The following is a 13503-nucleotide window of genomic DNA, read 5'->3' on the forward strand; positions in this document are numbered from 1 at the left end:
CTCGGGGACGTCATGCGAACCGCCGGTCGGGGGCGCCGCACCGCATGACGTCCCGGGGCCGGCCGGCGCCCCGGTAACACGGAACTTACGCACCGAGGACCGCAACGTCTTCCAGGTGTGACCATTCGGAAACACTCGGACCGTGGACTTCTCCCATGAGGTTCACCGCCCACGACGCGCACCGGCACATCGGTCGGCTCCCGGCGTACCCCTTCTACGGGGGGCCGCCGATCCAGCCCGACGTGACCGCCCGCGAGAGCGTCGCCGAGCTGGTGGCCGACCTCGACGCGGAGGGCACGGAGCGGGCGCTGGTGCTGCCCAACTACGGCGTGCCCGACCCCGACGTCTCGTTCCGCCTCAACCACCTCGCGCTCGACGCGGCGCACGCTGACGACCGGATCCGGTGCGGGCTGTGGGTGTCGCCGAAGGCCTCCGACGCCGAGCGCAACACCGCCGCCCTGGCCCTCGCCGCGGAGGACGGCGTGGCCGCCCTCAAGACCAGCTTCCTGCTCGGTGGCGCGGTCGACGACCCCGACTGCCGGGTCGAGCTCGACCGGATCTTCACGACGGCCGCGGAGCTCGACCTCGTCGTCCACGTGCACACCTCGCCCGGCGCGGCGTCCGACGTGGACCGCATCGGCGAGCTGGTCGAGCGCCACGGCGACGCCACCAAGATCCACCTCGTCCACCTGGGCGGCGGGATGAGCGGCCACATGAAGCTCATCGGCGGCCGCTTCTTCGACTGGATCGAGGCGGGCAAGCAGGTCTACACCGACACCTCCTGGGCCATCGGGTTCGCTCCCGTGTGGCTCTGCCAGGAGATCCAGCGGCGCGGCATCGGCGCCGACCGCGTCCTCTTCGCCACCGACACCCCCTGGGGCGACCACGCGGGCGAGCACGCCCGCCTGGCCGCCGCGACCGACGACCCCGAGCTCACCGCCGCGCTCTTCCGGGGCAACTTCGAGGCCCTCTACGGCTGAGACCGCACCACCCCCCCCGCACACCGACCACAGGAGACCCGCATGCCCACGTTCGACGACGAGATCATGGCCAACATCGAGAAGTCCGTGGCCGAGATCCCGCACCCCTCGCAGCCCAAGGGCACCAACCTCTACGGCTCGACGAAGATCTTCCCGGACTACCAGGCGAGCGAGGGGCAGAGCTACCTCACCCTCGTGCACGGCATCCCGCACGAGAGCTCGGTCAGCTTCGTCGCCGTCCTCCAGGCGACGCGCGCACTGCGCAAGGGCTTCGAGTCGGCGCTCTACTTCTACGGCCCGGGCGCCCTGGCCTGCGTCGACACCCGTGGCTTCCCGACGACGGGCGACGTCGCCTTCCCCGGCAACCAGAACATGAACGACTCCATCAAGACGTTCGTGAAGGAGGGCGGCACGGTCTTCTGCTGCCGCTTCGGGCTCGCGCTCCACGGCAGCCGCGAGGAGGACCTGATCGAGGGCGTCATCCCCGCGCACCCGCTCGACGTGCAGGACGCGGTCATCCACTACGCCAACAAGGGCGCCATCATCAACTCCGTCTACAACCTCTGAGGGCCGGACGATGACCGCACCGGCCCCCTCCACCCGGGTGGACGTCGCCATCCAGGGCATTCGTCTCCTCGACGCCCCCGTCGCGCGCCGTGCCGGCGCGGGACCCAGCGACGACGGGCACGTGCTGCTGGGCGGGGTCGGCGCGGCCATCCCCCTCAATCCCCGCAGCCCCTACACCGTCCGGGGCGGCAAGCTGCTCCTCGACGGCGCCGACACCGGCCTCGGTCTCGAGGCGATCCGCCGCCCGCGGTTCTACGACCTCACGACCGCCGACGGCGTCCCCTACGAGAAGATCGCCCGCCTGCACTCCTCCCACGTGCTGGCCACGACGGTGGTGCAGACCTGCGCCCGGTACGCCGAGGCCGAGCGCTGCCGCTTCTGTGCCATCGAGGAGTCGCTGCGGGCGGGCGCGACGGTGGCGGTGAAGACCCCGGCCCAGATCGCCGAGGTGGCGCTCGCCGCCCACGAGCTCGACGGGATCACGCAGGTCGTGATGACGACGGGCACCTCGACCGGCCGTGACCGCGGTGCGACCCACCTGGCCCGCTGCGTGCGGGCCGTGCGCGCCGTGCTCCCCGACCTCCCCATCCAGGTGCAGTGCGAGCCGCCCGGCGACCTCGCGACCATCACCGAGCTGAAGGAGGCGGGCGCCAGCTCGATCGGCATCCACGTGGAGTCGCTCGACGACGAGGTGCGGCGCCGCTGGATGCCGGGCAAGGGCAGCGTGCCGATGGCGGAGTACCGCGCCGCCTGGGCCGAGGCCGTCCGCGTCTTCGGCTGGAACGAGGTCTCGACCTACGTCCTCGTCGGCCTCGGCGAGGACCCCGACGAGCTCGTCGCCGCGGCGGCCGAGCTCATCGCGATGGGCGTCTACCCCTTCGTCGTCCCCTTCCGCCCTCTCGCCGGCACCCTCGCGACCGACGTCGACCACGTGCCGGCCCCCGACCCGCGGGTCGTCGCCGACGTGACCACCCGCGTCGCCGCCCTCCTGCGCGCCGCCGGGATGGCCGGCGCCGACCAGTCTGCCGGCTGCGCGGCCTGCGGCGCCTGCTCCGCGCTCTCGTGCGAGGGGGCCTGAGGTGACGCTCGACCTGCACGTCCTCGCCGGGGTACGACGCGACACCGCCCCCGCGCGCACCCCGGCCCCCGGCTGGTCGGTGGCCGAGGCCGCGTCGGCGGCCGAGCACGCGGCGTACCGGCGCCTGCGGCGCGACGTGTTCGTCGCCGAGCAGGGCGTCTTCGCCCGCGACGACCTCGACGCGGTCGACGACGACCCGCGCACGGTCGTGCTGCTCGCGCGCGCGGCGGACGGCACGGTGCTGGGCGGTGTGCGCCTCCACCCGGCGCCGGAGGCCGACGGCTCCGTCCGGGTCCGCGACATCGGTTGGTGGCGGGGGAGCCGTCTCGTCGTCGCCCCCGGCGCGCGCAGCGTCGGCCACCTCGGGCCTGCCCTCGTGCGGGCCGCCTGTGCCCGGGCCGAGGCGGAGGGCGCGCTGCGGTTCGACGCCGTCGTGCAGGTCGCCAACGAGCGGCTCTTCTCGCGGCTCGGCTGGCGCACCCGCGCCTCGGTGACCGCGCACGGCACGCCGCACGTCGTCATGGACTGGCCGATCGACCGCGTCCAGCGGCTCGCGGACGCCACGAAGGCGGCGCTCGGCCGGCTGCTGGACCCGTTGCGCGCGGGGGTCCCGGCGGGGTACGTCGGGGACGACGCCGCCCCCGTCCCGAGCGCCGACGGGCTCGTCGCCGCGTGCGACGCGATCCTGCCGTCGATGGTCGAGCGCGACCCCGAGTGGGCCGGCTGGTGCGCGGTGCTCGTCAACGTCAACGACCTCGCGGCCATGGGCGCCCACCCCGTCGGGCTGCTCGACGCGGTCGGGGCCCGCGACGCCTCCTTCGCGCGCCGCGTGCTCCGCGGTCTCGGCGACGCCGCCGCCGCGTGGGGCGTGCCGGTGCTGGGTGGTCACACGCAGCTCGGCGTGCCCGCGGCGCTGTCGGTGACCGCGCTCGGCCGGACCGACGACGCCCTGCCGCGTCCCGTGCCCGGGGGTGGTGGCCGTGCCGGCGACGTCCTCCGCGTCACCGCCGACCTCGGCGGCGGCTGGCGACCCGGCTACACCGGCCAGCAGTGGGACTCCACCTCCCACCGTCGGCCCGACGACCTGCGGGCGCAGGCCCGCGTCGTACCGACCCTGGCGCCCACCGCCGCCAAGGACGTCTCGATGAGCGGCCTGGTCGGCACCACGGGGATGCTCGCCGAGGCGAGCGGCTGCCGCGCCGTGCTCGACGTGGCAGCGATCCCCACGCCCGCCGACGCGCGCGTCGGCGACTGGCTCACCTGCTTCCCGGGCTTCGCCGTCGTCACCGCCGAGCGCCCCACCGCGCTCCCCGGTCACGCGGCCGCCCTGCCCCACCACGTCGACACCGCCCGCTGCGGCGCGCTCACCCCGGGGACCGGGGTCGGGCTGCGCTGGCCGGACGGCGTCGTCACCGAAGCCGTCCGTCACACCGTCACAGGAATGGGACCAGCATGAGCACTCCCGCCACCACTCCGTCGGCTGGCGCTGTCGCCGCCGTCTGCGCCGGCTTCGGCCGCGACGTCGAGGAGAACCTCGCCCAGGTCGCCGCCCACGTCGAGGCCGCCCGCGCCCAGGGCGTGCGCCTCCTCGCCCTGCCCGAGGCCTGCCTGGGCGGCTACCTGTCCGTGCTCGGCCGCGGCCGCGACGGCAGCGGCGACGAGCTGCCGGCCGACCTGCCGCCCGTCATGGACCTCGACGGTCCCGAGCTGCGCCGCGTCGCCGCCATCGCCCGCGAGATGACGCTCGTCGTCGGTCTGTGCGAGTCGGACGGCGCCGAGCGCTACAACACGGCCGCCATCGTCACCGGCGACGGCGTCGTCGGGGCGCACCGCAAGGTGCACCAGCCGCTGGGGGAGAGCCTCTTCTACGCCGCGGGCGACACCTACGCCGCGTTCGACACGCCGGCCGGGCGCGTCGGCGCGCTGATCTGCTACGACAAGGCGTTCCCGGAGGCGGCCCGCGCGCTCGCGCTCGACGGGGCCGAGGTCGTCACCTGCATCTCGGCGTGGCCGGCCTCGCGCACCGCCGGCGCCGCGGACATCGCCCAGGACCGCTGGACGACGCGCTTCAACCTGTTCGACGCCGCACGGGCGCTGGAGAACCAGGTCGTGTGGGTCGCCTCCAACCAGCACGGCACCTTCGGGTCGCTGCGCTTCGTCGCCAACGCGAAGGTCGTGGGCCCGGGCGGCGACGTGCTTGCCAGCACCGGCACCGCCGCCGGTCTCGCGGTCGCCCACGTCGACGTGCCGGCCGCGCTCGAGACCGCCCGGCGGGCGATGTTCCACCTCGGCGACCGTCGTCCGGACACCTACCCGGCGACCCTCGCGCAGGGCGCCCCGACGCGGGAGCCGGTCCGTGCCTGAGGCCACCTTCACCGTGCGCTGGCCCGACGGCGCCGTCACCGACTGCTGGTCGCCCTCCCTCGTCGTCCACGACCACCTCGACGAGGGGGCCACCTACACCGTCGAGGAGTTCACGCGCCGCTCCGCCGCGGCACTGGCGGAGGGGAGCGAGCGGGTCAGGGCGCGCTACGGCTTCGCGTGCACCGCCTCGGCCGCGTCGCTCGACCTGATCGAGGTCCGCGCGGCCACCCACGCGCCCGACGCCCCCGTCGAGGTGCTGCGCCTGTTCCCGCCCCTGCCTGCGTCCCTGCCCGAGGAGGCTCCCCGATGAGCACCGCACCCACCCTGCACCGCACCGGCGTCGTCGTGGTCGGCGGCGGCCAGGCCGGACTGTCGACCAGCTGGTACCTCACCCGCGACGGGGTCGACCACGTCGTGCTCGAGGCCGGGACGGCCACCCACGAGTGGGCCGACACCCGCTGGGACGCCTTCACCCTCGTCACGCCCAACTGGCACTGCCGGCTGCCGGGCTGGTCCTACGACGGACCCGATCCCGACGGCTTCATGAGCCGCGACGAGGTCGTCGCGTGGCTGGCGGGCTACCCCGCGAGCTTCGGCGCCCCGCTCCGCGAGCACACCCGCGTCACCGCGCTCACCGAGCGCGAGGGCGGTGGCTTCGTCGTCGACGCGGTCGGTCCCGCCGGGCCCGAGGTGTGGGAGGCCGACCAGGTCGTCGTGGCGACCGGTGGCTACCACGTGCCGATCGTGCCCGCCTGGGCCCCGGCGCTCTCGCCGTCCGTGACGCAGCTGCAGTCGGCGGACTACCGCAACCCCGACGCGCTCCCCGACGGCGAGGTGCTCGTCGTCGGCACCGGCCAGTCCGGCGCCCAGATCGCCGAGGACCTCCACCTCGCCGGGCGGCGGGTCCACCTCGCCGTCGGCGACGCGCCGCGGGTGGCGCGCCGCCACCGCGGCCGCGACGTGATGACGTGGTTGGCCGAGATGGGGCTCTACGACACGTCGGTGGCGCAGTACCCCGGCGGTCTCGCCGCGCGCGAGAAGACCAACCACTACGTGACGGGCCGCGACGGCGGGCGCGACATCGACCTGCGGGCGTTCGCGGCCGAGGGGATGCGGCTCTACGGGCTGCTCGACGGCCTCGAGGCCGGCAGCGGCACGACGGTGACGTTCCGCCCCACCCTGCGGGCCGCGCTCGACGCCGCGGACGACACCTACCGGTCCATCTGCCGCGACGTCGACCGCTGGATCGAGGCGCGCAACGCCGAGGGTGCCGGGATCGACGCGGCGCCGGCCGCGCCGTACGAGCCCGTCTGGGAGCCCGAGACCGAGCCGGGGTCGCTGGACCTCGCCGCGGCGGGCGTCACGAGCGTGGTGTGGGCGATCGGCTACCGCCCGGACTACCGCTGGGTGCGCGTCGGGGTCTTCGACGGCACGGGGCGACCGACCCACACGCGCGGGGTGACCGCGGTGCCGGGGCTCTACTTCCTCGGTCTGCCCTGGCTGCACACGTGGGGCTCGGGCCGCTTCCTCGGGATCGCGGCCGACGCCGAGCACGTCGCCGGCTGCATCACGGGACGCCCGACGCGCACCACGCCCGCCGCGTCCGCGCTCGCCCGCGAGGTGTCCCCGGGGCCCTGGGGTCGCGACGTGCGGGTCGAGACCGCCGCAGCCGCCGCGCGCTAGGGTCACCGGCCGTGCCCGCCCTCCGCATCGCCGCCGTCGCCGCCCACTTCGGGCGGGACGTCCAGCGTGCCGTCGCGAAGGTCGAGGGCATCATCGGCGACGCCCGGGCGGCGGGCGCGGGCCTGCTCGTGCTGCCGGACGCGACGTTGGGCGGCTACCTCTCCGACCTCCGCCACCCCGACCCGGCCACGCTGCCGCCGGCGCTGGCCGAGGACTCGTGGGAGGTGCAGCGCATCGTCGCGCTGGCGCGCGAGATGGTGGTCTGCTTCGGCTACGCCGAGGAGGTCGTCGTCGACCGCCCCGGCGACCCCGCGGGGCCGGAGCTGCGGCTCTACAACACGGCGCTCGCCGTGACGGGCGACGGCGTGCTCGGCCGGCACCGCAAGGTGCACCAGCCGGCGGGGGAGTCGCTCGTCTACGCCGCGGGCACGGCCTTCGAGGCCTTCGACACGCCCGTCGGGCGGCTCGGCATGCTCATCGACTACGACAAGACGTTCCCCGAGGCCGCCCGCACCCTCGCCCTCGACGGGGCGCGGCTGCTGGCGTGCCTCTCGGCGTGGCCCGCGAGCGTCACCGACCGCGCCTCCCGCCTGCCCCAGGACCGGCAGTCGCGCCTCTTCGACCTGTACGACGCGGCCCGCGCCGCCGAGAACCAGGTCGTCTGGGTGTCGTCGAACCAGACCGGCGTGATGGGCGGGCTGCGCTTCCTCGGCCAGGCCAAGGTGGTCGGACCGGGCGGCGACGTGCTGGCGCGCACCTCGTCCAAGGGCGGGCTCGCGCTGGCGGAGGTCGACGTCGACGTCGAGGTCGCGCGGGCCCGCCGGCTGCTCCACCACCTCGCCGAGCGGTCGCCCGCGGCGTACGGGACCCTGGGCGCGTGAGGATCGCGCTCCTGACCTACTCGACGAAGCCGCGCGGCGGCGTCGTCCACACGCTCGCGCTCGCCGAGGCGCTCGTCGGGCTGGGGGCGGAGGTCGACGTCTGGACGCTGGGGCGTGGCGGGGACACCGCCTTCTTCCGTCCCGTCGCGCCCGGGGTCGGGGTGCACGCCGTGCCCTTCGAGGCCCGGGACGACGAGAGCGTCGGCGAGCGGATCCTGCGCTCGATCGAGGTGCTGGGCGCCGCCCTCCGGGACGCCGGGCAGGCGTACGACGTCGTGCACGCCCAGGACTGCATCTCGGCCAACGCGGCGCTGGGCGCCGGCCTGCCGTGCCGACGCACCGTGCACCACCTCGACACCTTCACGACTCCCAAGCTCGTGGCCTGCCACGATCGTGCCGTCGCGCTGCCCACCCACCTGCTCTGCGTGTCCGCCTCGGTCGCCGCCGAGGTCGAGGAGGGGTGGGGACGCACGCCCGTGGTCGTGCCGAACGGGGTCGACGCGGCCCGGTTCGCGGGCGGAGCGGGGGACGCGGTCGGCCGGGCGACGTGGGCCGCCCACCTCGGGCGCTACGTGCTGGCCCTCGGGGGCATCGAGCCCCGCAAGGGCACGCTCGACCTGCTCGAGGCGTTCGCCGCGCTGCGGGCGTCGTCGCCCGACCACGCCGACCTCGAGCTGGTGGTCGGCGGGGGCGAGACGCTGTTCGACTACCGGGACTACCGGGCCGCCTTCGATGCCCGGGCGGCCGAGCTGGGCGTCACGCCGGTCGTGCTGGGCCCGGTCCCCGACCCCGACCTGCCGTCGCTCGTCGCCGAGGCCGCCGTGCTCGGCTTCCCGTCGACGAAGGAGGGCTTCGGGCTCGCCGCGATGGAGGCGCTGGCCGCGGGCGTCCCCGTCGTCTGCCGCGACCTGCCGGTGCTGCGCGAGGTGTTCGGGTCCGCCGTCCTGTTCGGGGCGTCCGTGCCGGAGCTCGTCGAGGCGCTCGACCGGGCGCTGCGGACGCCGGTGGACGCAGAGGTCGGGCGGGCGTTGGCCGCGTCGTACACGTGGGAGAGCGCCGCGCGGCAGCACCTGGCCTGGTACGGCGCCTGACCTGACCCCTCCCGGTTGTCAGCGCACCGGCCTAGGGTGCTGCGCATGAGGCGGCGCCCCCACGAGAACGTGCTGACGGTGCTCGTCGACCCTGCCGTCCTGCACGACCTCGAGCTGGAGCTGGTCGGGCGCGACCTCTGGCTGTGGCCGGTGCGCACGGCGGGGGTCTACCGCGACGGGGCGCAGGCGGCGCGGGTGATCCGGCGGCGGATGGTCGAGGCCCGGCGCGGGGCCTGGGACGACGCCGCGCGGTGGGTCCCGGTCTGGATCGCGTTCGGCGACACCTGGCGGCGCGGCGTGGACCCGCTGCCGTGGGCGGCGCACGCGGAGCTGTACGACGCGCTGACGCCCTTCGCGCCCCACGTGCGGTACCGGAAGGGGCTCGCGGGCGTCCCGCGACTGCGCGTCGCGCGCGAAGCGGCCTGAGGGGTCGGGCCCGGGCGGGGCGGCCGGGTGCGCGCCCCAGGCCCTCGCGAAATGTGCGGCTGGGACAGGTCCGACCGCACCGGAGGCGCACCAACGTCCCATTTCCGGGCCGGACGGGGCCGGAACCGGGCCGGGCCGGGGCCGGCCGCCACCTTGCCCCCGTGGTTAACGAACGCTAACCTCGCTGGTTAGCAACCGCTAACCACCGCAGGAGGCGCCGCCGATGTTCGAGCTGTCACGGGAGCACGAGGAGTTCCGCCGCTCCGTGCGCGAGTTCGCGGAGGCGGAGATCGCCCCGCACGCCGCGCGGTGGGACCGCGAGCACCACTTCCCGACCGACGTCGTCCACAAGATGGGCGACCTGGGGCTGTTCGGGCTGACGGCGCCGGAGGAGTACGGCGGCGCCGGGCTCGAGGGCTCCGACGGCGGGTTCACCTCCCTGTGCCTCGCGATCGAGGAGCTCGGCCGCGTCGACCAGTCGATGGGCATCACGCTGCAGGCCGGGGTGGGCCTCGGCATCAACCCGGTCCTCACCTACGGCACCGCCGCGCAGAAGGAGCAGTGGCTGCCCGACCTCGTCGCCGGGCGCACCCTCGCGGGGTTCGGCCTCACGGAGCCGGGCGCCGGGTCCGATGCCGGGGCGACCGCCACGAAGGCCCGCCTCGACGGCGACGAGTGGGTGATCGACGGCGCCAAGCAGTTCATCACCAACTCCGGCTCCGCCATCACGAGCCTCGTCAACATCACCGCCCGCACCGGCACGCGAGAGAACGGTCGTCCGGAGATCAGCACCCTCATGGTCCCGGCGGGCACGCCCGGCTTCACCGCGGAGAAGGCCTACGACAAGCTCGGCTGGCACGCCTCCGACACCCACCCGCTGAGCTTCGAGGACTGCCGCGTCCCGGCGGAGAACCTCCTCGGTGAGCGCGGTCGGGGCTACGCGCAGTTCCTCGCCACCCTCGACGACGGCCGGGTCGCGATCTCGGCCCTCAGCGTCGGCTGCATGCAGGCCTGCCTCGACCTCTGCGTCGCCTACGCCGGCGAGCGCCAGACTTTCGGCGGTCCCATCGGGCGCAAGCAGGGCGTCGCCTTCCAGATCGCCGACCTCGAGGTGATGCTGCAGGCGGGCCGGATGCTCACCTACCGGGCGGCCGCGATGAAGGACGCGGGCGCGCCGTACCAGCAGTTCAAGCACGCCGCCTCCATCGCCAAGCTGCAGACCACGGAGGCCGCGGTGACGGCGACGCGGATCGCGACGCAGGTGTTCGGCGGCTACGGGTTCATGGAGGAGTACCCGGTGGCGCGGTTCTACCGCGACGCCAAGGTGCTCGAGATCGGCGAGGGCACCTCCGAGGTGCAGCGCATGCTCATCGCCCGCGGCCTCGGTCTCCCGGTCGAGTGAGCGGCGGCGCCATGACCAGCGACACCGGCAGCACCAAGCGCATCACCCAGCGGGGCCTGTGGTTCGAGGAGTTCGAGGTCGGCACGACCTACGAGCACCGCCCCGGCCGCACCGTCACGGAGGCCGACAACGTCCTCTTCACGACGCTGACGATGAACACCCAGCCGCTCCACCTCGACGCCGCCGAGAGCGAGCAGACCGCGCCGTTCCACGAGCGCCTCGTGAACTCTATGTTCACGCTGTCGACGCTCGTCGGGCTCTCCGTCGCCCAGCTGACGCAGGGCACGATCGTCGCGAACCTCGGGTTCACCGACATCGCCTTCCCGGCGCCGGTGCGGCACGGGGACACGATCTACGCCGAGACGCTCGTCGTCGACAAGCGGCTCTCCTCGAGCCGACCGGGGGAGGGTGTCGTCACGCTCGCCCACACCGCGCGCAACCAGCGGGGCGAGGTCGTCGCCACGGCGACGCGGAAGACCCTCGTGCGGGTCCGGCCCGACGAGCCCCGGCAGGACCCGGCATGAGCGCCTGGCTCCCCGGCCCCGGCTGGCTGTTCTGCCCGGCCGACCGGCCGGAGCGCTACGTGAAGGCCCTCGACCGCGCCGACGTCGTCATCCTCGACCTCGAGGACGCCGTCGCCCGGCCCGCCAAGGCCGCGGCCCGCGACGCGGTCCGGCGGCTCTCCGAGACCGGCGGCCTCGACCTCGACCGCACCGTCGTGCGGGTCAACGCGGCCGACGACGCCGCGGAGCACGCCCACGACGTGGCCCTGCTCGCCGCCGCCGGCGTACGCCGCGTGATGCTCGCCAAGGCCGAGGAGCCGGCCGCGGTCGCGGCACTGGCGGCCGGGGGAGCGCACGAGGTGCTGCCCCTGCTGGAGACGCCGCGCGGCATCGAGAACGCCGGTCCGATCGCGGCCACGGACGGCGTCGTGGCCGTCATGTGGGGCGCCGACGACCTCGTCGCGGCGATGGGCGGGACGGGCAGCAGGCGCGCCGACGGCAGCTACCGCGACGTGGCCCGCTACGCCCGGGAGCGCACGCTGGTCGCGGCCAAGGCGCACGGTCGCCTCGCGCTCGACGCCGTGCACATGGACATCGCCGACACCGACGGTCTCGCTGCCGCGGCCGAGGACGCCGCCGCCGTGGGCTTCGACGCCACCGTCGCGATCCACCCCAGCCAGGTGGCCGTCATCCGGGCGGCGTACGCGCCGAGCCCCGAGCGGCTCGCGTGGGCGGGAGGGACTGCTCGCGGCGTACCCCGACGGCCTGTCCGGCGCCGGCGGCGTCGGCACCCACGAGGGCCGGATGGTCGACGGCCCGATCTTCGCCCAGGCGCGCACCGTGCTGCGTCGGGCGGCAGCGACCACCCAGCCGAGGGACCAGCAGAGAGGTGACCACGCATGAGCCTCCGGGAGGTGACCGCGGACCTGCGGTCGCGGATGGCGGCCCTGACCGCCGGCCGGGCGGGCGGCGGCGAGGCCGCGCGCCGCAAGCACACCGACCGCGGGAAGCTGCTGGTGCGTGACCGCGTCGACCGGCTCCTCGACCCCGGCAGCCCCTTCCTGGAGCTGGCGCCGCTGGCCGCGACGGGCATGTACGGCGCGCCCGACGCCGCCCCCGACGCCCCGGACGCGGTGCCCTCGGCCGGTGTCGTCGCCGGCGTCGGCCTCGTGCACGGTCGCCCCGTCATGGTCGTCGCGAACGACGCGACGGTGAAGGGCGGCACCTACTACCCGATGACGGTCAAGAAGCACCTGCGGGCACAGACCGTCGCCGCCGAGCACCACCTGCCGTGCATCTACCTCGTCGACTCGGGCGGCGCGTTCCTGCCGATGCAGGACGAGGTCTTCCCCGACCGCGAGCACTTCGGGCGGATCTTCTTCAACCAGGCGCAGATGTCCGCGCGCGGCATCCCGCAGCTCGCCGCCGTCATGGGCTCCTGCACCGCGGGCGGTGCCTACGTGCCGGCGATGAGCGACGAGACCGTCATCGTGCGCGAGCAGGGCACGATCTTCCTCGGCGGGCCGCCCCTCGTGAAGGCCGCGACCGGTGAGGTCGTCACCGCGGAGGAGCTCGGCGGCGGCGACGTCCACGCCCGCACCTCGGGCGTCGTCGACCACCTCGCCGACGACGACGACCACGCGCTCGCCATCCTGCGCTCCATCGTCGCCACGCTCCCGGCACCGCCCGCGCTGCCCCCGGCCGCGGAGGAGCCCGAGCCCCCGGCGTACCCCCTCTCGACTCCGTCTACGACGTCGTCCCCTCCGACACCCGGCAGCCCTACGACGTGCGCGAGGTCATCCGCCGCGTCGTCGACGGGTCGCGGTTCCACGAGTTCAAGCAGCTGTACGGCGAGACGCTCGTCTGCGGCTTCGCGCGGGTCGAGGGGCACGAGGTCGGGATCGTCGCCAACAACGGCATCCTCTTCAGCTCGTCGGCGCTCAAGGGCGCCCACTTCGTCGAGCTCTGCAACGCCCGGAAGATCCCGTTGCTGTTCCTCCAGAACATCACCGGGTTCATGGTCGGGCGGGAGTACGAGAACGGGGGCATCGCCCGCGACGGCGCCAAGCTGGTGACCGCCGTGGCCAGCAGCGTCGTGCCGAAGCTGACGGTCGTCATCGGCGGCTCCCACGGCGCGGGCAACTACGGCATGTGCGGCCGGGCCTACGACCCGCGGTTCCTGTGGATGTGGCCCAACGCGCGCATCTCCGTGATGGGGGGCGAGCAGGCCGCCAGCGTGCTCGCGACGGTCCGTCGCGACGGCATCGAGGCGCGCGGCGGCGCGTGGAGCGCCGAGGACGAGGAGGCGTTCAAGGCGCCGGTGCGGGAGCAGTACGAGTCGCAGGGCTCGGCCTACTACTCCACCGCGCGGCTCTGGGACGACGGCGTCATCGACCCGGCCGACACCCGCCGCGTCGTCGGGATGGCCCTCGCGCTCGCCGCGCAGGGTGCCGCCGTCGAGCCGATCCCCCAGCCCTCCTACGGCGTCTTCCGCATGTGAACTCACCCCGACGCGCTCACCTGGAGAA

At 74.9% G+C, this 13503-nt stretch carries 14 protein-coding genes and 1 pseudogene; all 15 read left to right on the forward strand.

Going from position 1 to position 13503, the window contains the following annotated elements; translation table 11 throughout:
- The first annotated feature begins 155 nt into the window (after positions 1 to 155).
- The 15 genes and pseudogenes from QE405_RS19815 to QE405_RS21110 all read left to right on the forward strand — a co-directional run bounded on the left by QE405_RS19815 (position 156) and on the right by QE405_RS21110 (position 13475).
- On the forward strand, positions 156 to 980 hold the full coding sequence (locus QE405_RS19815; RefSeq protein WP_307204486.1) for an amidohydrolase family protein: 825 nt from the start codon (positions 156 to 158) through the stop codon (positions 978 to 980).
- 42 nt (positions 981 to 1022) lie between these two features.
- Entirely contained in the window at positions 1023 to 1547 is a 525-nt protein-coding gene (locus QE405_RS19820; protein ID WP_163774083.1) for an MSMEG_0572/Sll0783 family nitrogen starvation response protein, read from the forward strand.
- A gap of 10 nt (positions 1548 to 1557) precedes the next feature.
- On the forward strand, positions 1558 to 2625 hold the full coding sequence (locus tag QE405_RS19825; RefSeq protein WP_307204489.1) for an MSMEG_0568 family radical SAM protein: 1068 nt from the start codon (positions 1558 to 1560) through the stop codon (positions 2623 to 2625).
- Between the two features lies 1 nt (position 2626).
- Positions 2627 to 4081, forward strand: coding sequence for an MSMEG_0567/sll0787 family protein (locus QE405_RS19830; protein WP_307204491.1), 1455 nt, complete (start codon positions 2627 to 2629; stop codon positions 4079 to 4081).
- The gene (locus tag QE405_RS19835) at positions 4078 to 4989 is read left to right on the forward strand and encodes a carbon-nitrogen hydrolase family protein (protein WP_307204493.1); all 912 of its coding nucleotides are present in this window, start codon (positions 4078 to 4080) and stop codon (positions 4987 to 4989) included. Before QE405_RS19830 ends, QE405_RS19835 begins: the two co-directional genes overlap by 4 nt.
- Positions 4982 to 5299 (forward strand): MSMEG_0570 family nitrogen starvation response protein, encoded by a 318-nt coding sequence (locus tag QE405_RS19840; RefSeq protein WP_307204495.1) that lies wholly within the window; start codon positions 4982 to 4984, stop codon positions 5297 to 5299. The genes QE405_RS19835 and QE405_RS19840 overlap by 8 nt, the downstream gene beginning before the upstream one ends.
- Positions 5296 to 6672, forward strand: coding sequence for an MSMEG_0569 family flavin-dependent oxidoreductase (locus QE405_RS19845; protein WP_307204497.1), 1377 nt, complete (start codon positions 5296 to 5298; stop codon positions 6670 to 6672). The genes QE405_RS19840 and QE405_RS19845 overlap by 4 nt, the downstream gene beginning before the upstream one ends.
- A gap of 11 nt (positions 6673 to 6683) precedes the next feature.
- Positions 6684 to 7553, forward strand: coding sequence for a carbon-nitrogen hydrolase family protein (locus QE405_RS19850; protein WP_307204499.1), 870 nt, complete (start codon positions 6684 to 6686; stop codon positions 7551 to 7553).
- Positions 7550 to 8644, forward strand: coding sequence for an MSMEG_0565 family glycosyltransferase (locus QE405_RS19855; protein WP_307204501.1), 1095 nt, complete (start codon positions 7550 to 7552; stop codon positions 8642 to 8644). Before QE405_RS19850 ends, QE405_RS19855 begins: the two co-directional genes overlap by 4 nt.
- A 45-nt stretch (positions 8645 to 8689) precedes the next feature.
- Positions 8690 to 9070, forward strand: coding sequence for a hypothetical protein (locus tag QE405_RS19860; RefSeq protein ID WP_307204503.1), 381 nt, complete (start codon positions 8690 to 8692; stop codon positions 9068 to 9070).
- Between the two features lie 223 nt (positions 9071 to 9293).
- A complete protein-coding gene (locus QE405_RS19865; protein ID WP_307204504.1) occupies positions 9294 to 10472 on the forward strand; it encodes an acyl-CoA dehydrogenase family protein in 1179 nt (392 codons plus the stop codon).
- Positions 10473 to 10483: 11 nt separating this feature from the next.
- Positions 10484 to 10996, forward strand: coding sequence for a MaoC family dehydratase (locus tag QE405_RS19870; protein ID WP_307204506.1), 513 nt, complete (start codon positions 10484 to 10486; stop codon positions 10994 to 10996).
- The gene (locus tag QE405_RS19875) at positions 10993 to 11868 is read left to right on the forward strand and encodes an HpcH/HpaI aldolase/citrate lyase family protein (RefSeq protein ID WP_307204508.1); all 876 of its coding nucleotides are present in this window, start codon (positions 10993 to 10995) and stop codon (positions 11866 to 11868) included. Before QE405_RS19870 ends, QE405_RS19875 begins: the two co-directional genes overlap by 4 nt.
- Before the next feature lie 45 nt (positions 11869 to 11913).
- Positions 11914 to 12639, forward strand: a pseudogene (locus QE405_RS21105) (carboxyl transferase domain-containing protein); the annotation flags it as partial.
- Between the two features lie 122 nt (positions 12640 to 12761).
- Positions 12762 to 13475 (forward strand): carboxyl transferase domain-containing protein, encoded by a 714-nt coding sequence (locus QE405_RS21110; RefSeq protein WP_444939692.1) that lies wholly within the window; start codon positions 12762 to 12764, stop codon positions 13473 to 13475.
- Positions 13476 to 13503 lie beyond the last annotated feature (28 nt).

Source organism: Nocardioides zeae (assembly GCF_030818655.1).
GTDB classification, from domain to species: Bacteria; Actinomycetota; Actinomycetes; order Propionibacteriales; family Nocardioidaceae; genus Nocardioides; species Nocardioides zeae_A.